Here is a 21384-nt window from a genome sequence, read left to right on the forward strand (position 1 = left end):
TAAACAAAACTAACAAACATGAGTAACTACATCAACCGCCGCCAACTGCTTAAAACCGGCGCCCTGCTCACTGGCTCGCTCGGTTTTATTCCATCTTTCGCCAACAAATTACTGGTCCATCCGCCTGCCCAGGTATTTGATCCGCTACAGACCTGGGAAACCGATGAATCCGTCATCCTTTCCGCACCACCCGAGATCAAGGCACGGCTTTCTGCCAATGAAAATCCTTTTGGCCCTTCTGCCAAAGCCCGCAAGGCCATCCAGGACGCCATTGCCGATAGCTACCGTTATCCCTTTACCGTTGGCCGTGAACTGGCTACCAAAATAGCCACGTACGAAGGCGTGCAACCCATGCAGATCATGCTGGGCGCCGGCTCCTCTCCCCTGCTGCTGGCCGCCGCTATGTACTTCAGCAAAGAGGGTGGCAGCATTATTACCGGCGATCCTTCCTACCATGACCTGGCCGAAAAAGCTGCCCAGTTCAAAGCCAATATCATTAAGGTACCGCTCACGGTCGATTATACACTGGACCTCGACGCGATGGAAAAAGCTATTACCGCCGATACCAAACTCATCTATATCTGCAATCCCAATAACCCTACGGCTACCGTATTGGATACGGCCAGGCTGAAAGGTTTCTGCGAACGCGTATCGCCCAAAGTGCCCATTTTTATTGATGAAGCCTATATTGATTACCTCGATGATCCCAAGGGCGCTTCCATGATGGATGCTGTGCGCCAGGGGCAAAATGTGATCATTGCCCGTACTTTCTCCAAGCTCTATGGTTTTGCCGGATTGCGGGTGGGTTATGCCGTAGCGCCGACTGCTATCATCCTTGCCCTCAACCAGTATTCCACCGGCGGCATGTCTATTTCAGCTACTTCCATCCAGGCGGCCAATGCCACTTACCTCGATATGGAATACCTCAATGAGGCCAAGGCCAAAACCGTGGCTTCGAAGAAATTCCTGTATGAGTTGCTGGAGAAAGAAGGTTATACCTGGATCCCCTCTTCGGCCAACTTTGTGATGTTTCCCATTAAGATGGAAGCCGGCAAGTTCAGCAATGAGATGATGAAGCGGGGCGTCAGCATCCGTACCTGGCGTTTTGTGGGTAAGGACTGGTGCCGTATCAGTCTTGGTACCATGGACGAGATGCAGGAGTTTGCAAAAGCGTTTAAAGAGATTTCTTAGTAAGTTGTCAACACTTTCTTAGTTGCAATTTCGAATATCCCTTCCAGGTCATTACGACTCTACATTCTTTGTCATTTCGACCGAAGGGAGAAATCCGCTATCGAAGCAAACGGATTTCTCACTCCGCTTCGCTGCGTTCGAAATGACAACCAAGACTGAAACATTATCAAAGTAAACACATTCACAACTCAGGACTCACACATTCAACCAGTCAACATAATGAAACAATTCATCCTATCCGTAGCCCTTTCTTCATTAGTGGTCTTTTCCTACAGCCAGGACAAACCCCGCACCCTCACCCTCGATGAATACCAAAAAACAAAGGCCTTTGCCGTCAAAGACCTGGACAATGATACCTATGTAAAGTTTGAGAACACCTATGTCCTCGACCGGTACGAAAGCCGCAAACCTTATTTCATTACCGGCGATGATGGCAAAAAGAAACGCATCGACATCTACAAACTCCTGGCCAAGGAAGGCATGCACGACCTGGGTATTATGATCTTTTATACCAATGAAAAAGGAACTTTGTACAAAGCCTGCATGCCCCATTTCACCGCCGATGCCAAGGTATGGGAAAAGTATTTTGAGGACATTCATGCCATCGATAAGCAGGAAGCCAATTTTGTGTTGAAGTTGTCGTATGTGTTGTCGAAGGAGTTTGGTTTCCAGTTGTACAAGGCCGCCAACCAGGGCAAGGACCTCAGCAAGGAATCCGGCACTTATGGCAATGATATTTGCTTTCCGGGTACCATGCAGGTGAGCATGGCCGGTGGTGGCAGCAAAGCCCTGGCAGCTATCCGGCCTGGTGATCGCATCCTTACGTTGGATCCCGCTACCCAGCAAACCAATGTAGTGACCGTCAAAGAACTCACCAGTCATACCGCAAAGAATTATGCCATCACCAGGCTTACTTTGCTGGCTGCCCGGGAAACCAGCACCACCGCTGGGACCGAGGTATGGCTGTCTGGCAAAACTGTAGAAGCCACCCCCAATCATCCCGTATTGACCCAGGGCGGACAAAAAAAGATGGGAGCAATAGCCGTGGGTGATGAGATCCTTTGCCTGGATAAATCAACCGGCCGTTATGAAACCTTCAAAGTATGGCACAAAACGGAATCAGCCGGTGGCCTCCAGCCTGTGTACAATATTGTGGCCGATGGCGGTAACACCTTCATGATGAATGGAGTAATGGTACTGCAGAAATAAAACAGCTACAAGAAAACAGCTGCGAGCTACGAGCTTCGAGTGGCGAGTTGGTACGGCGCGGCAGTTCGCGGTTCAATATTTTGTAAAACCAAGGAAATACATAATCCAAGGCCCCCTCCAGGGCCTTTTTGTTTTCTCAGGGCTCGTAGCTAACAGCTCGCAGCTTTCCCCAAAAAACTGCTAATCGCATAACTTTTTGTGCTAATTCGACAAGTCGTATCCACTAAATTGCACACAGGTTCAGGATTTCTCACGGTTGGACAGGTATGAACCGCTCTCGATCTTCATTTACGTGCAAACTCACCATTTACTCAACAGGAATAGCTAATGATAGCTAAACCGGCGATGCCCTCTACGTCGCTAACACTATAACATGTACCCTTTTCGGGAACAGCTAAAACGCATCATGAAGCAATTGTATTGGAGAAATTAATGGTTTAATGGTTAAATGGCAAAGCTGCGCGCAATGTGGCAGCTATCCCTGGTCAGCCCCATTGCTGTCCGTGGCACAGGCCGGCAATGGCGCCCCTTGGGGTTCCAACACATTGTGGTAGCTATTGCTATTGAACCCATTTAATCTGTCAAACACATTAACCCTTATGTCCCTATTCCCTGGCACCTTGTAATCCATTCATCATTAAACCTTTTGCTATGCAAGTTCAACTTACGGATGCCGATGTTCAGAGACTGGCCCTTGTGCGCGAGACCATTCTCAAGAACCTGCGTTATCACTACACCATTCCCTGCCTGGCACAAACGGCAGGCATCAATGAGTTTAAATTGAAGACCGGTTTTAAAGCCCTGTACGGACAGCCTGTCTTTGATTTTCTCACCGAGCACCGCATGAAGATGGCCATGGAACTGATGGAAAGCAACAACTATTCCATTGGGGAAATTGCCCATCGCTGTGGCTACAACCATCCCACTAATTTCTGTGCGGCCTTCCGCCGCCGTTACCATATCCGGCCTTCCGATTACCGGAAGAGCATACCCGAGGGGGTGCGCAGCGCCGTATAATTTTATTGGACGGATGATCTCCCTTTACAGGCGGATGCTTTTTTAAGTATCCGCCTGCTTGTTGGGAAATGACCGGGAAATAATACTGTGTGCATTATGGATTATCCTGTCCGCATCATGGGCGTACAATAACTTACAGGGAGTATGACCGCTGAAGGTCATGGCTTTAACCCCTCTTTTAAAATAGACCTCTATGATGCAAGACATCCCATGATCCGGGAGGCTGGAGGCCCCCGGATCTTATTGTTGCACTTACTATCAATTTTGTATGAAACGCGCCATTATTGTAGAGATCATTACCGCCTTGTTTGTCATCCTGTTCCTCTATACAGGCATTAGTAAGATCATGGAATTTGACATCTTCAAGGACCAGCTAAAGCAATCACCCATTGTGGGTTTTGCGGCCCCGCTGGTGGCTGTTGGCTTGCCGGCATTCGAGTTTTTACTGGTAGCCGCGCTGGTGATACCGCGCTGGCGCTTAAGGGCGCTGTATGCGTCTACCGCCCTCATGGTGGCTTTTACAGTTTATATCATTGTGTTGATGAATATTTCCGATCACCTGCCCTGCAGTTGCGGTGGTGTGCTGGCGCAGCTATCCTGGGGAGACCATATTATTTTTAACAGTGTGTACATCCTATTAGGTATTGTGGGCATATTGCTGGAAAGGAAGATCTGGCGGGATACTCACCGCGCTCATTCGATTGCTTCTACTTAAATTATTTATATGAAACTCGACTCCATCCAGTTCCTGCGTGCCGTAGCTGCCAGCGTGGTGGTGTATGCCCACTCTATTGATCTGAGCCAGCAGTATGGCGGCAAATCCTTCCAGGAAGGTTTTCATTTCCTGAGCGATGTGGGTTGTATTGGGGTAGACCTGTTTTTTGTGATCTCGGGATTTATCATCACCTATGTGGCGGGTAAGTACACCGGAGCCAAAGAAGGAGTAAAGTTTCTGCAAAAGCGCTTTTACCGCATCAACCCGATCTATTATATAGCTACTGCCCTGTTCATTTTTACCATCATGATCCGGTTCTGGATGGTGGGCCGTAACTACGACCTCGGCTCCGACCAGTTCATCGACTCCGCCATCGACACCTTGATTATCTTACCACTCAGTCCCAACAGTTTTGCGCCCCTACTCATGATCGGCTGGACGCTCACCTTCGAGTGGTTATTTTATATTATGTTCTTCGCTACCATTCTTTCCGGGATAAAAAGAAAAATATTAGTGTTGTCGGGCATGATTGCAGCCTTGATCGCACTTGGCTATATCTTTAAACCAGAAGATGTACGATTAACGATCCTCACCAATGCCATCATGTTGGAGTTTCTGCTTGGTGTGATCATCTGCCAGTTGTACCTGCAGGTGAAGAAAGTACCGGTCTATCTGTCTGCTGCACTCTTGGTGGCTGGCCTTGCCTGGTATGTGTACCTGGTATTTGATACCAATCCACTCATCGCCGCCATTGGTCCTATATTGACCGGCCAGCTGAGTATGGACCGCTTCCTGCACTGGGGTATTCCCAGCAGCTTTATTTTCGCGGGTTGTATATTCCTGGAGAAGAGTGGCAAGCTCAGTTGGCTCTGGAGCAACAGGCTATCCCGGCTGGTGGGTGATGCCTCCTACTCTATTTACCTGGTGCATTTCAGTGCCTTCTCCCTGCTCAATATATTGTATTCCAAAACCGGCTTTTTCCTGCCACCCGACCTGGCCATTTTCTTCCACCTGTTCGTAGCGCTGGGTGTCAGCATTGCATTTTACTGGTGGGTGGAAAGACCTTTGCTCAAATGGCTGCAGAAGCCTGCCAAACCGGCCACCATCAAGACCACTGATATACCGGCACCTCCCCTACCACAAGCTACTTAGCATTGGCGGCTATTTCATAATACCAGGCATTCCGCTTCAGGAATTGCAGCATGGGCTCCAGCCATTCATCCACCGCCTGACGTTGGGTAAAGCCATGGTTGCCCTCGGGATACAGGTGCAATTCCACGGGAACACCCTTTTTCTTCAAGGCCTGATAAAATGCCACGCTGTTTTCCGAAGTCACCACCTGGTCATCGCTGGCATGGGTAATATAAGTAGGCGGCGTTTGCCAGTTAGTGTTGGTCTCTGCTGAAAAGAAATGCAGCTGCTCAGGTGTGGGTTTCTCACCCAGTAAACTTATCCTTGAACCGCCATGCGTCAGTCCATTTTCCATGCTGATCACCGGGTACACGAGGATCATGAAGGCCGGACGCAGGCTGATCTCTTCTTTGTTGGGTATGTAGCTCTTATTGAAGTGAGTGCCCAGGGTAGCAGCCAGGTGGCCACCGGCAGAATAGCCTACCACACCCACCCGGTAAGGATCAATATGCCATTCTTTGCTCCGCAATCTTACCAATCTGATAGCCTGTTGCGCATCCATCAGGGGCGCCATACTTTTATCGCGCATCACACTGTCTTTGGGCAAGCGGTATTTCACTACAAAAGCAGCAATCCCTTTTTTTACAAAAGCTTCAGCAATCACCGTACCTTCTTCTTTGGTGGCCAGGAAGGAATAAGCACCGCCCGGAAAGATCACAACGGCTGTTCCGGTATTCCTATCAACCGGGGGGATATAAGCCGTAATGGTAGGCTGCTCCTCTTTAGGCACCGGGCCTAAATTATCGGGAATACTATCTGTATACAGGGGGATCACTTGTTGGGCGCCAACACCCATCGCGCAGGCAAGCAAAAAAGCTGATAAACAAGCTGTTCTAATCATAAAAAAGGACTTCTCTTTTAGGAAGTCCTTTTATTAAAACGAATACTTAAGATGATCAACTACTCCCTATATCTTCTCCTCCAGTATTTTCTTTTCCTCCGGCTGCAGGTATTGCCCATATTTCGACAGGTACTCTTTGGCCACCGGCTTCAGGTGTTCCCAATCCTGCTGGTTCATCAGCTGGATCGTTTTGGCCCGCAATAAAATCTCTTCACCTGGTGCGCCATAAGGCTTAACCTTCATGGCAATCTCCTCCCAATTGGGTTTAGCCGCTGCATTGGGTACATAGGGTGCAATCACGTCGACATACACAATATTCATCAGTTTGGTATGCAAGGCCCGGTTGGGATTAGCTTGCAGTTGTTGCTGCAGGAAGATAAAACCAGGGTCGGTTACTTTTTTGGTGTTGTTCTCGATCAATACCAGGTCATCTTCCGAGTAAGGCGCTTTCAGCGTACCAACGTATAGAGCATTAAACCGGTTTACCCCGGCCCGGTCACCTACCTGTGCTGCGGTCATGGCCAGTTCTTTGATAAAGGCCGGATCGGTCTTCCCGTTCATATATTCCTCCAGCATGGCAGCATAGAGCTCACCCGGCTCCGTCAGGTCGGTATCAAGGGCCGCAATGGCAGGCAGGTTGCCCATTTGCGGATTGAGTGCCTGGTGTATCTTCCTCAATTCGGCAAAAGGTATTTTCACCACTTCCCGGTCGTAGGTCATCAGCCCATTTTGCTCCCCCTCTACATCAAAAGGCTGGGTATAGATGCTGGCGCTCAGCCCTTCCTTTTGCAACAGCTGCAGGTGTTTGTTCATGATGCTGTATTTGGCTTTCAGCCCTGCTGGCTTTTCATTTACATAACCCCAGGCGCTGTTGGTGAGCCATTGGTGTTTGGGAATGAATACCCCAATACCACCAAACTCCCCCAACACCTGGGCTTTGCCCGGCATTTTCATGCTGTTCATGGGGTCGGGGTAACTGTGTATATCCGTCATATCGGCTGCCACGTAGGCATTCGGGCTGGGGCTGCGCAGTTTTTCATTCACATACAATATCTCCCCGCTGTGCCCATTTACCAGCCTGGAGGGGTCCGTGGCTTTTATCCATTTGGTCAGGCGTTCCTGATCGTATTGCCCCCATTTTTCATTAAAGAGCACCCAGGTGGTAATACAGGGATGGTTGTGCAATTGCTCCATCATCTCTTTGCCTTGTTTTTCAAAGATCTGTTTGGCGCCTGCAGGCAAGCCGGGATTGGGCTGTACAAAATCCTGCCATACCAACATGCCCAGTTTATCGGCATGGTAGTACCAGCGTGCTGGTTCTATTTTGATATGCTTACGGATGGTATTAAAACCCATGCTTTTAATGGCTTCTATATCAAACCGCAGGGCCGCATCGGTAGGTGCTGTATGTAGCCCATCTGGCCAGAAGCCCTGGTCCAGCGTACCGAGGTTGAAGTAGGGCTTGCCATTGAGGAATATACGTTCTACACCCTGGTTGTCTTTCTGCACACTTACCTGCCGCATACCAAAATAAGACTTCACTTCGTCAATCACGGCATTGCCTTTTTTCAGCCTCACCACCAGGTCATAGAGGTAAGGATCAGCGGGCGACCATAATTTTGGTTGCGCGATTGCCAATACGCCGGTATAGTTGCCTCCGGCAGCTGGTTTAAGCGTGGCAGTAGCAACGCCACTTATGGCTTCAATGGTACATCCCTTGCAATCGCCTATCACCTGGCTGTTGAGGGTCAGCTGTCCCTTTTCCAGCGAAGCGCCAGACAATTGGGGCGTAAGCTCCAAATGGTTGATGTAAGCAGCAGGCACCTGTTCCAGCCACACCGTTTGCCAGATGCCGGAACTGGGGGTATAATAAATGTCTTTAGGATTCAATACTTGTTTGCCCCGGGGGCCAATGCCGGCATCGGATGGGTCATATACTTTCAGCACCAGCTCATTAGCGCCTTTCTTTAAAGCAGTGGTAATGTCGATGTCAAAAGCAGTATAGCCCCCCTCGTGGGTACCTACCTGCTTGCCGTTGAGGAATACCCAGCATTGGTAATCTACCGCGCCAAAATGCAGCAGTAATTTTTCTCCCGCCTTCATGGCTGGTGCTACAATGCTGCGTTTATACCAAAGGCGCTGCTCAGGCATCAATGCTTTCTTTACACCAGAGAGGGCCGACTCCAAGGGGTAAGGCACCAGGATATGGCCTTCCCAGGCCGTGGGTGTGGAAGCCTCGGCCGATGTAATGGCATATTGCCACAACCCATTGAGGTTGGTCCATTGAGTGCGCTCCAACTGGGGACGCGGGTACTCATTGTAGGGCTTATCTGCCTTTACCTCCTTCGCCCAGCGTGTTTGCAATGCTACGGGTTGCATTTTCCAGGTCTGGGCCTGGCTCAGGCTTCCTGCCAGCAGGCAAAGCGCTATCCCTAATTTTCTCGTATGGCTCATTGTATGGATTTTTATAGATCATTGATCAGAATATTATAGAACGAATAACACAATCCTTTAACCATCTATTTGTCAGTGGTCAAAGGGTGGGTCGCCCTTTCGGGGCGGCTCACCCGGGTTTAAGGAGCCAATCGAAGGCTTAACGAATGTCAGGCTGAGCCTGTCGAAGCCGCCTAAAGGGCGGGTCGCCCGGGCCTAAGGAGCCAATCGAAGGCTTAACGAATGTCAGGCTGAGCCTGTCGAAGCCGCCTAAAGGGTGGGTCGCCCTTCAAGGGCGGCTCACCCGGGTTTAAGGAGCCAATCGAAGGCCTTATCTCCTTATCGAAACCTACATCAAGGACGACTGCTTATTTCAACGCATACGGCTCCCTCTACCCCAATTTAAGCCATCCTTCGGCGTTATAGCCAACTGTCGATAAATAGTACTTTTCGCATCGTTAATAAATCCATCTCCATTATGTCACCATTGTACATTGCAATACCTGCCCTTTATTGAACCGGCTCTCCGGCTTATCCTCAAAATATTATTGTTAAACCCTAAATACTTTTTTATGAAGAAGGTAAGGATCATGTTATCTGCTATTTGCATACTGGCCATTGTTGCAGGGGCCCTCGCTTTCAAGGTCAAATCCCCGGATGTATGCGCCTACGAACGGTTATTGTCCAATGGGCCCGTAGCCACCAAGTGTCCGTTCTTTGGTGTGGGCAACTATTACACAACCACCCAGGGAGCTGCTGTCAACCAATATGCCACTACAGTTCCCAAGCCATCCGTTGGTGATTGCCCTGCCGAAATTATTTGCAACCGCGCTAAACAATTATTGGTAGAAGAATAATATCTACCAAACTACGGTAATGATTTTCGGTGGCTGCATATGGGGCACCCTGGTGCACATTGACCAACTTCGTCTTGAGCATAGAGGTCATTGACGCCTTTATACCCGGCCAGGTTGGTCTTCGTCATCCAACGGGGTGCCGGTTTATATTGCAGGTAATGATCAAAGAATTGAGTTAGCCGCAGGGTGTAATCGATAGCGTCCTGCCGGTTGCTGAGTGTATGTCCACTGCGGTCGTACTGCAACAACCAACAGGGTTTTCCCAACCGCCGCATAGCCATGTACATTTCCACCCCTTGCCGGTAATTAATCGATCCATCCAGCTTATTGTGCACGATCATGAGTGGTGTAGTAATGTTGTTGGCGTTCAATACCGGAGAATTTTGCTGGTACACCTGCTGCGCTTCCCAAGGGGTCTTTCCTATCCTGGCCTGCGGGTGATCCTGCTTGTGTTGTTTTTCCGGCGCGCCAGCCACCTGTACACCACCTGTTACCAGCCCCAGGTAGCTGCTGATCAGATCAGAAGTAGCCCCCACAGTAGCAGCGGCAGCAAATAGGCCGGTACGGGTGATCAGGTTATAAACTTCCAGTCCGCCAAAACTATGTCCCTGTATGCCCATCCGCTTCCCGTCTATATACGGAAGCGTTGCCAGCCATTGCGCTGCTGATACTACTGTATTGTAAGCCGCATCCTCTACTGCCAGCACGCTGTCTGTGCCCGGTATACTAAACCGGATGTCGGGTGTAAAGACCAGGTAGCCCCGGCTTACAAACCAGGGTATATTGATATTATCAGTGGTGAGGCCAGGCATGGGAAACTGGTAGCAACGCTGCGCATATCTTTCGTAAAAGTTAAACAACACCGGGTATTGCAGCTTTGGGTCAAAATTATCGGGCTTGTACAAGACGCCGCTTCCTGTGGCGCCATTAAACATGGTCCAGGTCACTAATTCGGTATGCAACCAGTTATAAGCACGTTGAGGAGCCAGTTGGGTCAAGGGCGTGAAAGATCGCAAGTCCTTACTCACATACAAGTTCGGGTATTCCGTGGCGCTTTCCCGCCACACGATCCAGCGTTTGTGCTTACCAGTTCCGCCCTGCAAAGGCCGCATACCAATGCTGAAAGATTGTTTCATGATGGTAGTTTGGTAATAAGTATAGGACCCTATGATCAGCACTTCAGGTTCTCCGGGGACATCGGGTAGCATTTGAAAAAAGCCATTATACTTCGTATTGACATCGAATCCTGATAAGAGCAATTCTTCCTTCTCTTCAAAAGGCAACTGGTTTTCATCCACCAGCCTTAGTTTGATACCATGACTGCGCCCATAACCACCTGTCAGATTCACCGGTAGCCTGGCCCCTGCAGGATCTACCTGCCATATATCATAACAATCATACAACCATACAGCAGTATCTCCCACCAGCCAACCAGCTATACCGGCTGGTACCGGCTCGGTGAGCTCATCTACATCGTCCAGTACATTTACGGGAATATTGGATGTGATATTTCTTGATATGCCTGTATTAGGATCAAGGCTATAATAATGCTTCGCGGCCCGATCCCAGTAATAGATCCATCGCCCTGCCGGCGAATAAAAAAATTGTATACCCGTTGCAGGCACCATCACCTCCCGCCTGGAGCCATCTTTTGTAGAGACCAGCCAGGCACTTGCCGGGTTGGCATGGGGCCACCAGGAAGCTATGTCTGGGTTACGCGTACCACCTTTCAGCAAGAGCTGGTAGGTACACCGGCTATCAAACAATAAGTGCTCATCCCATTCCTTTTCTAATAGGTATGCCTGCCCGCTGTCAACATCCATTACAGCGATATAAGTCCTACAGGAGTCTATAACTTTCTGCTGTGCCGGATAAATGATTTCATCCCGGTAGCTCCAGATATCAACCGGTACCACACCGGTATCTCGCTTCAACAAGGCCAAAGGCTGCCGCACCTGGAAAAATAAACGACATCCATCTTCACTAAAACCAATCATTTCTCCCACGTTGGCCCCCTTCAGGTACTTGAATGCCGCTGTGCGTATTTTTCGCTGAATAGCACTATCGCCTGCCAATAAATCTATCCAAGGTCGCTTCTCTTGTGTTCCGTCGGTCAGCTGCTCCGCAGAATCCAATACCCTCGATCGATCTTTTCCCAGTTCCTGTTGCCATACCGTGTCACCATCCTTCCACAACAGGAGCTTATCCTGTGCATCAAAAAACAGGATCGCCGGTTTGCGCACCTGCATGGTCTTCTTCCAGGAGCCTCGCAAATCCTGTATAGTCAGGCTATGCAGGCCTGGTTGCACCTGGTAAATAATATACGCTACATAATGTCCACTCTTACTGATCACAACATTATTCTCATACGGAAGCAGGTAAGGCCAGGTATACAGCATAGCTGTATCGATCTGCGGCTTTTGCTGTGCAGCTACTGCTTGCAGAAAAAATAAGGCTGATAATAAAGTGATTGCTTTTTTCATCGTGACATGATACACCAAACTTACCTACTGAAAATGATGACTGTTTCCAGGAGCAAAAATACTCCCACTCGCAGCAACCATCATTCCATTCTCATCACCCCACCAAAGTACATTGCATACAGATAGGCCGGTTTTACTACCGGCAGTACATCATAACCCCTGACACACAACTACCAACAACATTCGAATTCATTACCGGCATTCGTACCATTAACGATTGATTTACTCACGCAACCGCCACGTGGTATACGTAGTTCGTATAGGCACGCGGGTGGGTCATACACACCTCATCCTTATGCAAAAAAAAGCGATTATCATCGGCGCCGGGCCGGCAGGACTTACCGCCGCTTACGAACTCCTCACACGTACAGACATCATCCCTGTCATCCTGGAAAAAAGCGGCGATATTGGCGGCATTTCCAAAACCGTCAATTACAAAGGCAACCGCATGGACATTGGCGGCCACCGCTTCTTTTCGAAAAGTGACCGGGTCATGAAATGGTGGCTCAGCATCCTGCCATTGGAAGCCAGTGCCGACAAAAGCATCACCCTCAAATACCAAAACCAGGAGGCCAGTTTTACCCCTTCAGCAACCGATGTAGAGACCGGTGAAGATCCTGATAAAGTCATGCTGGTGCGCAAGCGGCTATCCCGCATTTATTTCCTGCGCAAATTCTTCACTTATCCCATTTCCCTGTCTATCGATACTTTGCGCAAGCTGGGCCTGGGCCGCACGCTCGCCATTCTCTTTTCCTACCTGCGGGCGCAGTTATTGCCCCGCAAGCCAGAGAAGAACCTCGAAGATTTTATGGTCAATCGTTTCGGCCAGGTATTGTATAAGATGTTCTTCCGCGATTATACCGAGAAGGTATGGGGGGTACCGTGTAACGAAATCTCTGCCGAGTGGGGCGCCCAGCGCATCAAAGGGGTCAGCATCAGCAAAGCCATTGCGCATGCCGTAAAAGAGATCACCCGCAAGAAGAACAAATCATCCGGCGACCTGGCCCAGAAAGATACCGAGACCAGCCTGATTGAACAGTTTCTCTATCCCAAGTTGGGACCAGGTCAGCTCTGGGAAGAAGTAGCAAGACAGGTAGAAGCCATGGGCGGCATCATCCATATGCACCAGGACGTAAAAGATATTCATGTTACGGATAACCAGGTGACCGCAGTCGTAGCCAGCAATAGCCAAACCGGCGAATCCCTTTATCTGGAAGGAGATTATTTCTTCAGTACCATGCCCATCAAAGACCTGGTAGCGGGTATGCAGGGGCCGGTGCCCAACAATGTGCGGGAAATAGCTGGTGGTCTCTTGTACCGCGACTTCATCACCGTAGGCATCTTGCTGCGTCGCATGGCCACGCAACATGAACGTACCGGCCAGTGGGAGCAGTTGAACCTGCAAGACAACTGGATCTATGTGCAGGATGCAGGAGTCAAGGTTGGCCGCCTTCAATTGTTTCACAACTGGAGTCCGCATATGGTGGCCGATCCCAACAATGTATGGATCGGTATGGAATTCTTCTGCAATGAAACCGATGCCTTCTGGAAACTTCCCGACGACCAGATCAAAACCATTGCCATATCTGAGTTAGAAAAAATAGGATTAATCTCTGTGGAAGATGTGCTGGACAGCACCGTACTGCGCGTGGAAAAAACCTACCCGGCTTACTTTGGCGCTTATGAACGCTTTGAAGAGATTAAGGCCTATACCAATACTTTGCAAAACCTTTTCCTGGTAGGCCGTAATGGGATGCACAAGTATAATAACAGCGATCACAGCATGCTCACGGCCATGGTGGCGGTAGACAATATTGCGGCAGGCGTTACCAGCAAAGACAATCTATGGGCTATCAATACCGAGATGGAATACCACGAAGAAAAGAAAGAAGATGCCATAGCAACAGCACCTGAGAGTGAATTAGTCCGTCAACATCAACCTGCTTTGCGCAATGGGCTTGAACCAGCGTTTAGCTTCAAATCCTTTCTCTTCCACAACAAATGGAACCGCCGATTTCTGTGGTTTTCCGCCATCGCCCTGATCATTCAATTTGTGGCATTCAAATATTTTTATCCTTTTGCCAACTATATCCATGGGGATTCCTTTTTCTATATCCTGGCTGCTTCCCAAAATGCAGACCTCAATGTACACCTCATTGGCTATTCCCGCTTCTTACGACTGTTCAGCGTGTTTAGCAGCTCGGATACAGCATTGGTAGCCTTCCAGTACCTGGCTACACAGGTAGCAGGATTGTTCTTTCTGTTCAGCCTCTTCTATTTCCATAAAATTAGCAGAACTACCCAGATCATCCTCTTGTGTTTTATGGTTATCAATCCTCTCTTCCTGCACATGGCTAACCTCATTTCCACCGATTGTATTTTCCTGGCGTTGAGTCTTACCTGGTTCGGCCTCTTGTTGTGGATCATTCACCGCCCATCCACCCGCATTTTATTCTGGCATGCGCTCATTCTGCCCCTGGCTTTCACTATTCGATACAATGCGCTGGTCTATCCGGCTATTGCCGCCCTAGCCCTGTTGCTCGGCAAAATGTCGTGGGGCAAAAGGATAATTGGTATTGCCGCCCCTATAATACTTTGCGGTTTATTCATCTGGTACACGGGCAACAAATACAAGGCCCTGGCCGGTACCTGGCAGTTCAGTCCCTTCAGTGGTTGGCAAGCCGCCAATAATGCCATGTATACCTATCGCTGGGTAGATAGCGCCGATCGTAAGCCAGTACCTAAAAAGTTCAAGGTGCTAGACAATATGATCCGCGAATACTTTGATTCCACCAGAAATTTCAGAAAATATCCATTCGAAGCAATTAAAGCCAGTACGGCCTATATGTGGACACCTACTTCACCTTTATATCAATATAGGAAAAAGGTATTGGGAAAACAAGATTCGACAGCCACCGAATTACAAAAATGGGCCATAATGGGTCCCTTCTACAAAGAATATGGTTCTTATATTATCCGCCAGTATCCGTTACATTTTGCCCAGCATTTTTTATGGCCCAATGCCATCAAATACTATGCACCACCTGCAGAATTCCTCGAAGTATACAACCAAGGGAAAGATAGCGTTAATTTATGGGCACAATCCTGGTTTCGCTACAAATCAGCCAGGATAAAGTCTCGGTTTGAAGACCCTAACATCAATATTCTGGAGTTATATCCCATATTAACAGGAGTAATGAATGTAGTATTACTATGCTGTTTTGTTTGTTTCCATATACTACATGGATTTAAAAAACAATCCCCTTTAAGGAAAACCATACTGATCGTGATTGCCATCTGGCTACTAAATGCAACTTTTACCATCATAGCATCGCCGGCCGCTATACGGCTCCAGGCATTCCCTGTGATCTTGGAAACTGCCTTTGCCCTTGTATTACTAAACTGGCTATGGCAAACAGCTACAGAGACAGAACTTGCTGCTAAGCTGCAAAAAACGATGGAACCGGTGCCAACAGAAATACCGGTGAATGTTTAATAACAACAAATACTACTTCAATGAAATATACATTTATTATTCTAATACTGCTTATAGCAAGTTGTCAAAGTGAAGATAAACAATTAGATACTACGGTACCCGCAGGCATGGATATACCAGCATTTAATGCCCAGCTAGCTGATAGTACAACTTGGATTACAGCAAAAGACATTCCACAGGGCCAGGCAACTGCCTTGGTTTACTTTGGACCTTACTGCCCTTATTCCAAACATCAGGTTAAAGAGATACTAGACAATGTGGAAGATCTTAAAAATATTCGTGTATATCTGATCACGCCCTTTCCTTACCAGGCCATGCATCAATTTTATGATTTCCACAAATTAAGCCAATACAAAAACATTATTACTGCCTCAGATACCGCTAATACCATTGGCACTTCTTTAAACATTGTAGGCTTCCCTTACACAGCCATTTACAATAGTAATGGCAAGCTGGTAAAAGCATACTATGGCAGCATCAAAATCCAGAAAATAAAAGACGCGTTGAAAACTCATTCTTAACCGTAGCAACTCACTTGATCATATTAAATATCAACAATTACAGGTCCAACTGTTACGCTGTATTTGCGTCTCCTGGAGCATATGACCTTTAGTAATCGATCTGTGCTTCGAAAGTTATATCCCATCACTACCATTTAAGCGGCACATCCAACAACAAATACTTCGGTTCGCAGCAATTGTATTCCCTATCTAATTTTTCTAACTCCCTAATTTTGTAATGAAAAATAGTAGCATAACAACCTTTCATAAATATTTTATGAAAAAAGTAAAGACTTTGTTCTACATCATTCTAACTATGGCAATTTTAGCCGGAGCACTCGCCTTTAAAGTAAAAAAGCAACAAGGACTTTGTGTATATCAAACAAAATTCATTACACTAGACGAAGAAATACAAATTAGTATTTGCATTGCTATAGGACAATATACTCTAAGCCCCTTCCCAAACGGCACAACTTTTAAATCGATATTTACAACCCAGACATCGTGTGTAGATATATCTATTCTAAACGCAATTTTCAAATGCACGTTAACTCTTACATTGGCAATTGAATAACTCGGCTTGATAACTCCAAACACCATACCAATATCTCCAAAATACGTTCACCTAATGAATTATGTTAATAAACATTAATCTCAACACTTCAATTCTTTTCAATGAAAAAAGTAACAATAATGTTCCTAGCAATTTTAGTAATAGGAGTAGTATCTGGCGCTGTCGCTTTTAAAGCAAACAAAATTAGCGGATCCTGTATATATAAAACTACTTTAACCACTACAAAAGTGGGCGATCCAGCAGTACATACTTGCAAAACATTGGGCCAATATTTTACGTGTGGACTACTAGATGAAGGAGCAGTACACAAAAGTATATTCATTACGCTAACTCCGCGTTGGACATTCCAACATTCACGCCTACTATACATTTCGTTTTAACAAAAACACTTTGTTTAGAGTAAGACAAGGATCGATAGCGGCGAGCATCAATATAAAAAAAGCAGAAACAAGCCTATATAAGCCCTACTCAATAACTAATTGCCCTCTTAAATCTTTAATCTTTTTTTATGAAAAGAGTGAAAATCATGTTGATTTCCATTGCAATAACAGGTGTAATTGCATGTGCGTTAGCGTTTAAGGCAAAGAACTTCAATGTATATTGTCTTTATCGCACAACTGTCGTTTGGGCTACGCCGAATGGGCCGTTTAATACGGTCTGTAAAACACTCGGCCATGTCGACCTGACTGATTTTCCCGATGGTACAGTGTTCCATTCAGCTTATACTATATCAAGTCTTTGCTGGGACCTTCCATCTACCACTCCAATACAATATTGTAATAATATTTATACTGTAACTATTTTACCTTAATGTTTTAAGGACTGTAAACCTCTAAAGTATTGGCATTGTACAAGATGCCATTCTTCATAATATAGCGTATATCGATCGTATGCTGAATATCATCAAGTGGGTTATTATCCAGGATGAGCAAGTCTGCAATTTTACCGGCCTCTAGCGAACCCAAATCCTTTTGCATGCCCAAAGCACCAGCCGCCAAAATGGTGGCTGTGCGCAATGCTTCCAAATTGGTCAATCCACCCATTTGCAAAGCCCATATCTCAAAATGAGCACCAATACCGGGATTTTCGCCATGACTACCCATAGTTATCTTTCCCCCCCGCGCATAAATCTCTGCGTTGATCCTTGAATGGTTCAAAAAAGATTGCAAAAACTGAAGGCCGGAATTATCTTTCATTTCTTTCCATTGCATACACCGTTGATCTATTTGTTCATTTGGGAAATAATGTGTTAATCTTTTATCAGCTTTACAAAACAGGCTGTCAAACTGAAGTTTTGCAGAAGATGTTCCGTGTGTAGCTTGTAAAGTAGGGGTAAGATAGGTACCAGAAGCTGCCACCAGTTTGTATACGTCCTCAAAAGCCTCTCCCCATAAAGGATTGTGTTCAATACCAGAGCTTCCATCCTTTATATGACCCAAAAATCCTCTCATACCCATTTCTACTTCGTTGGTCATATTCAGGCCAGCTTCTTCACAGGCCAATAAGAGCCATTGGCGACGTTGTCGTGTTTCTTGTAGATATTGTTTAACCAAGACAGCTCCCATTCGTGCACGATTTTGAACAATGATCCGCGCATCTTCCAGCTTGTTTATTTCATAATAAGGTTTATCCCTTACAGCACGCCCAACATTAAAAAGCCTTGGTCCGATCATTTTACCAGTTTCAATCAACTCTTCGTATCCAAAAGAATCATGGCTACCTGAAGGTTCCCTCGCAGTAGTAATTCCATATGCAAGGTTGGCCATCAACTCCCATTTCTGTTGAGGGAAAATTTCTGCAGTGAGACGCAAATGGTCATGGAGGTCAATTAATCCTGGCATGATAGTTTTACCTGATAAATCCACAACGATTGCCCCATCTGGAATTTTTACGTGATCACTCTTCTCTACTGTCACTAACCTACCATTACGAATCAACAAGGTTCCCTTTTCTATCACCTTATTATCTTGCATGGTGATAATTCTGGCATTTTTCAACGCCACCAGAGTTGTCGACACCCTTCTGGGCACTTTTAAGTTAATAGTGATAGTTTTATCGGGAACAATACTCACATCCAAAACGGCAGGATCAACCGTTTCACCTTTAACTCTTTTCTTAACGGCCAGAAAAGCAGCGTTGACTATTTTTTCAGGATCGACCTGATAATATTTATTGGCGTATGACCAGCTTAATATCTTTCCGCCCTTTTCCCAGTGTGGATCAAAACCGCCGCGGGCAAACCGGATAACTGGTAATTGCTGTTCTTCATCATAGATAATGGAAGGTTGACCGCTTCGAAGTAAAGGTATCAAATGAAGATTTTCCTGGCGTAAATACACTATAAACCTCCTATCAGGAGAAACGATGATTTGTCGTATAAAAAATTCGTCCGCTCCACTTGGTTGCCCAGTAGCAATAACCCTAGTACCATTCCCTAAACTTTGGACAATCAAATAAGGATAAGTACCCCCAATACTTTTATTATGTAAAGAAGTATAGATTAGGCTATCTCCGGTTAATGAGAATACTTGCCTACTGGTCAAGGGTATACTGTCTGCTATTATTCTTGCATCACCATCCTTAACACCTACTATAAGTAACTTTCCATATCCTGGCCCATCCCGCCCTCCAATCCATGGTTTATCTTCGAACCAACGTCCTCCTTTCCCCACAACGATATCTTTTCCATCATTCGACCAAGTAGGGTTATGATAAACACCAGGCTCCTTGGTTATCTGAATTGGGGGGGCTCCATTCATACCTGCTTTCCACACCTGACCGAATGTTTTATCACTCCAGGATGTGTAGGCAACCCAATGACCATCGGGCGACCAAGCAGGTTGAAATTGATTCACCGGCTGATCTACTAATAACCGAGGGGTACCGTTAGGCAAATCCATGATATAAATGCGGGAAAGAGCAGCAAACACCAGCCGTTTTCCATCAGGACTTGCATGTGCATAGCGAATGTATTTTGCAACCAATGAGTTCTGATCTAACTTAAAATGGTTATCATTTAGTTTCCCCATATCAACCTTAACGTGTGCCAGAAAGGAGATGGTATCATTTTTACCACTAGGCACATCAATCAAATGCAGTTTCCCCCCATAACCAATCACTATTTTTTTTGAATCAGCCGAAATGCCATATTGAAATGCACCACTTCCTGGATCCGGCACCTTACAATACCATTGTGCAAGTACTCGTTTCGTTTTTCCAACCAAATCAATCACCACTAAGTTGTATTCAACATTGTTCAATACTAAATAACTAAGCCAACTACCGTCTGGAGCCACCTTAATATTTTGCAAATTTTCGATACTTTCAGAGTCAAATTCAAAGAATTGATTTTGGATACCTAAAGCAATATCATACTTCATTATACATCTTTCGCCAGTCATCTTTATGTGATCGCAATAAATAAATTTACTATCAGGCGAAAAATTGGTTATTCTGTTAATATCAGGCGTCACTTTAACTCTACCTCCACCCAGATAATACATAAAATAGTCACCTGCTGGATTTCTTGAGTTGCTAGCTATCCAGTCCCCTTCGGTACCCCAAATAGGAACACCCCTCTCTTTCGTACCGAAAGATTGACTCTGCCCCCCCGTAGTATTTATGACTGTCAGCCTATCAATCCCTGTTGCGTCACTTATATATGCAATTTTATCTCCTTTTGGACTCCATACAGGCCGCGTGTTAACGGCCAACCCTCTGGTTAGTTGCCTCGCTAAACCTCCATCCACAGAAACAATATACAGGTCACCCAACAGATCAAATACAACCTGCTTTCCATCCGGTGAAATATCAACACTCATATTACTACCTGTCTGTGTACTAAAGGTAACAGTCCGGCTTATTTTAATTGGTAGTACATCGGTAACTCTACTTTGAGCATATCCTCTGGCAGTAGCAATATACAAACAAAACAATGCTAGTTTTTTAATCATGTAGGTAACAATATAATGATAGAATAAATTTAAGCAGCTTTTGAAATACTACCTATCACAGCATTTTTTTTACCATTCTCATTTTTTTATGTATTTAAATTGCATACAGGTTTAGCGAAAAAACAAATCAATATTTACACCTACACCTACATGTACATAAACCATTGCATGTACGATAAATAAACACAAACTTTTATACATCCCGTGCGGGTAATTTGCCAGAGTCGGTACTGCAGTCCGGCCGCTGGGGCCGTATTCTTACGGCGTTATGGGGCAGCCGAAAACCATCAGAAGAGAGTAGGCATAATTTTCAATACAAGTTTAGCTTTTTGATCTAAAAAGCACCTTAATTATGAAAAGAGTAAAAATCATGCTTTCAGCAATTTTGGTAATGGCAGTAGTAGCTGGCGCTCTTGCTTTTAAAGCAAAAAAAATCGGCGGTTTCTGCTTATATAAAACTACTTTAACCACTACAAAAGTAGGTGATCCAGCAGTACAAACTTGCAAGACATTTGGCCAATATTTTGTTACGCCAGTTAATCAAGGCGGAGTTAAGGCTGAGTCAATTACTACAACCTTAACGCTCTGCGGTGATGTTCCAACATTTACCCCTACATCCCGTTGCGTTATTACGCTTACAACTATAGAGGAGTAAAAACAATCTTTTAAGTAATCTCAACATAATTCAAATAATAGAGGTATATATATTCTTCTATTATTTGAATTATGTTTTAAATGTAACTCATGAACTTATCATTAACGGTAAATATGCTCTTTTATTTATTAAATTACTCTTGTATTTCGTAATCACTAATCAAGCCATCACTCACTTGCTACATAATATTAACTATTGCAATTCCGAATTGAAGCAGTTAAAAGATATATCGAAACTTGTGCCTAAAAACCACCCCAGAAGGTTTTACT

13 protein-coding genes are annotated in these 21384 nt (G+C 45.9%); 9 read left to right on the top strand and 4 right to left on the bottom strand.

What is annotated here, in order from left to right; translation table 11 throughout:
- Positions 1-18: 18 nt before the first annotated feature.
- The 5 genes from D3H65_RS12460 to D3H65_RS12480 all read left to right on the top strand — a co-directional run bounded on the left by D3H65_RS12460 (position 19) and on the right by D3H65_RS12480 (position 5284).
- Complete coding sequence (locus D3H65_RS12460; RefSeq protein WP_119050627.1) at positions 19-1191, top strand: pyridoxal phosphate-dependent aminotransferase; 1173 nt, start codon at positions 19-21, stop codon at positions 1189-1191.
- Positions 1192-1410: 219 nt separating this feature from the next.
- Complete coding sequence (locus D3H65_RS12465) at positions 1411-2400, top strand: Hint domain-containing protein (protein ID WP_119050628.1); 990 nt, start codon at positions 1411-1413, stop codon at positions 2398-2400.
- A 651-nt stretch (positions 2401-3051) separates the two neighbouring features.
- Positions 3052-3417: a helix-turn-helix transcriptional regulator gene (locus D3H65_RS12470; RefSeq protein ID WP_119050629.1), complete on the top strand. Its 366-nt coding sequence runs from the start codon at positions 3052-3054 to the stop codon at positions 3415-3417.
- A gap of 268 nt (positions 3418-3685) precedes the next feature.
- Positions 3686-4132, top strand: a complete 447-nt coding sequence (locus tag D3H65_RS12475) for a MauE/DoxX family redox-associated membrane protein (protein WP_119050630.1) — start codon at positions 3686-3688, stop codon at positions 4130-4132.
- 9 nt (positions 4133-4141) lie between these two features.
- Positions 4142-5284, top strand: a complete 1143-nt coding sequence (locus D3H65_RS12480; protein ID WP_119050631.1) for an acyltransferase family protein — start codon at positions 4142-4144, stop codon at positions 5282-5284.
- On the opposite strand, the gene D3H65_RS12485 is transcribed toward D3H65_RS12480, so the two are convergent.
- Both D3H65_RS12485 and D3H65_RS12490 read right to left on the bottom strand, forming a co-directional pair.
- A complete protein-coding gene (locus D3H65_RS12485; RefSeq protein ID WP_119050632.1) occupies positions 5277-6164 on the bottom strand; it encodes an alpha/beta hydrolase in 888 nt (295 codons plus the stop codon). The genes D3H65_RS12480 and D3H65_RS12485 overlap by 8 nt on opposite strands.
- 66 nt (positions 6165-6230) lie before the next feature.
- Positions 6231-8618, bottom strand: a complete 2388-nt coding sequence (locus tag D3H65_RS12490; RefSeq protein ID WP_119050633.1) for a glycoside hydrolase family 2 protein — start codon at positions 8616-8618, stop codon at positions 6231-6233.
- 551 nt (positions 8619-9169) lie between these two features.
- Between D3H65_RS12490 and D3H65_RS12495 the strand changes: the two genes are divergently transcribed.
- Positions 9170-9454: a hypothetical protein gene (locus tag D3H65_RS12495; protein ID WP_162915591.1), complete on the top strand. Its 285-nt coding sequence runs from the start codon at positions 9170-9172 to the stop codon at positions 9452-9454.
- An 11-nt stretch (positions 9455-9465) separates the two neighbouring features.
- On the opposite strand, the gene D3H65_RS12500 is transcribed toward D3H65_RS12495, so the two are convergent.
- Positions 9466-11937 carry an alpha/beta hydrolase family protein gene (locus tag D3H65_RS12500; RefSeq protein WP_119050635.1) on the bottom strand — a complete coding sequence of 824 codons (2472 nt, stop codon included), beginning with the start codon at positions 11935-11937 and terminating at the stop codon, positions 9466-9468.
- 295 nt (positions 11938-12232) lie between these two features.
- Between D3H65_RS12500 and D3H65_RS12505 the strand changes: the two genes are divergently transcribed.
- Together D3H65_RS12505 and D3H65_RS12510 are read left to right on the top strand one after the other, a co-directional pair.
- Positions 12233-15433, top strand: coding sequence for an NAD(P)/FAD-dependent oxidoreductase (locus tag D3H65_RS12505; RefSeq protein ID WP_119050636.1), 3201 nt, complete (start codon positions 12233-12235; stop codon positions 15431-15433).
- A gap of 20 nt (positions 15434-15453) precedes the next feature.
- Positions 15454-15954 carry a peroxiredoxin family protein gene (locus tag D3H65_RS12510; RefSeq protein WP_119050637.1) on the top strand — a complete coding sequence of 167 codons (501 nt, stop codon included), beginning with the start codon at positions 15454-15456 and terminating at the stop codon, positions 15952-15954.
- A gap of 1368 nt (positions 15955-17322) precedes the next feature.
- Here D3H65_RS12510 and D3H65_RS12520 read toward each other — a convergent pair.
- Positions 17323-20460 (bottom strand): amidohydrolase family protein, encoded by a 3138-nt coding sequence (locus tag D3H65_RS12520; RefSeq protein ID WP_119050639.1) that lies wholly within the window; start codon positions 20458-20460, stop codon positions 17323-17325.
- A gap of 352 nt (positions 20461-20812) precedes the next feature.
- On the opposite strand from D3H65_RS12520, the gene D3H65_RS12525 reads away from it, so the two are divergent.
- The gene (locus tag D3H65_RS12525) at positions 20813-21115 is read left to right on the top strand and encodes a hypothetical protein (protein ID WP_119050640.1); all 303 of its coding nucleotides are present in this window, start codon (positions 20813-20815) and stop codon (positions 21113-21115) included.
- Positions 21116-21384: the final 269 nt, after the last annotated feature.

The sequence above is a fragment of the Paraflavitalea soli genome, from assembly GCF_003555545.1.
Classification (GTDB): domain Bacteria; phylum Bacteroidota; class Bacteroidia; order Chitinophagales; family Chitinophagaceae; genus Paraflavitalea; species Paraflavitalea soli.

What these genes read in the sequence shown, in the direction of transcription:
- D3H65_RS12510 (WP_119050637.1), top strand. Translation starts at nt 15,454, where the DNA reads ATGAAATATACATTTATTATTCTAATACTGCTTATAGCAAGTTGTCAA.
- D3H65_RS12470 (WP_119050629.1), top strand. Translation starts at nt 3,052, where the DNA reads ATGCAAGTTCAACTTACGGATGCCGATGTTCAGAGACTGGCCCTTGTG.
- D3H65_RS12475 (WP_119050630.1), top strand. Translation starts at nt 3,686, where the DNA reads ATGAAACGCGCCATTATTGTAGAGATCATTACCGCCTTGTTTGTCATC.
- D3H65_RS12500 (WP_119050635.1), bottom strand. Translation starts at nt 11,937, where the DNA reads ATGAAAAAAGCAATCACTTTATTATCAGCCTTATTTTTTCTGCAAGCA.
- D3H65_RS12525 (WP_119050640.1), top strand. Translation starts at nt 20,813, where the DNA reads ATGAAAAGAGTAAAAATCATGCTTTCAGCAATTTTGGTAATGGCAGTA.
- D3H65_RS12505 (WP_119050636.1), top strand. Translation starts at nt 12,233, where the DNA reads ATGCAAAAAAAAGCGATTATCATCGGCGCCGGGCCGGCAGGACTTACC.
- D3H65_RS12460 (WP_119050627.1), top strand. Translation starts at nt 19, where the DNA reads ATGAGTAACTACATCAACCGCCGCCAACTGCTTAAAACCGGCGCCCTG.
- D3H65_RS12520 (WP_119050639.1), bottom strand. Translation starts at nt 20,460, where the DNA reads ATGATTAAAAAACTAGCATTGTTTTGTTTGTATATTGCTACTGCCAGA.
- D3H65_RS12480 (WP_119050631.1), top strand. Translation starts at nt 4,142, where the DNA reads ATGAAACTCGACTCCATCCAGTTCCTGCGTGCCGTAGCTGCCAGCGTG.
- D3H65_RS12485 (WP_119050632.1), bottom strand. Translation starts at nt 6,164, where the DNA reads ATGATTAGAACAGCTTGTTTATCAGCTTTTTTGCTTGCCTGCGCGATG.
- D3H65_RS12495 (WP_162915591.1), top strand. Translation starts at nt 9,170, where the DNA reads ATGAAGAAGGTAAGGATCATGTTATCTGCTATTTGCATACTGGCCATT.
- D3H65_RS12465 (WP_119050628.1), top strand. Translation starts at nt 1,411, where the DNA reads ATGAAACAATTCATCCTATCCGTAGCCCTTTCTTCATTAGTGGTCTTT.
- D3H65_RS12490 (WP_119050633.1), bottom strand. Translation starts at nt 8,618, where the DNA reads ATGAGCCATACGAGAAAATTAGGGATAGCGCTTTGCCTGCTGGCAGGA.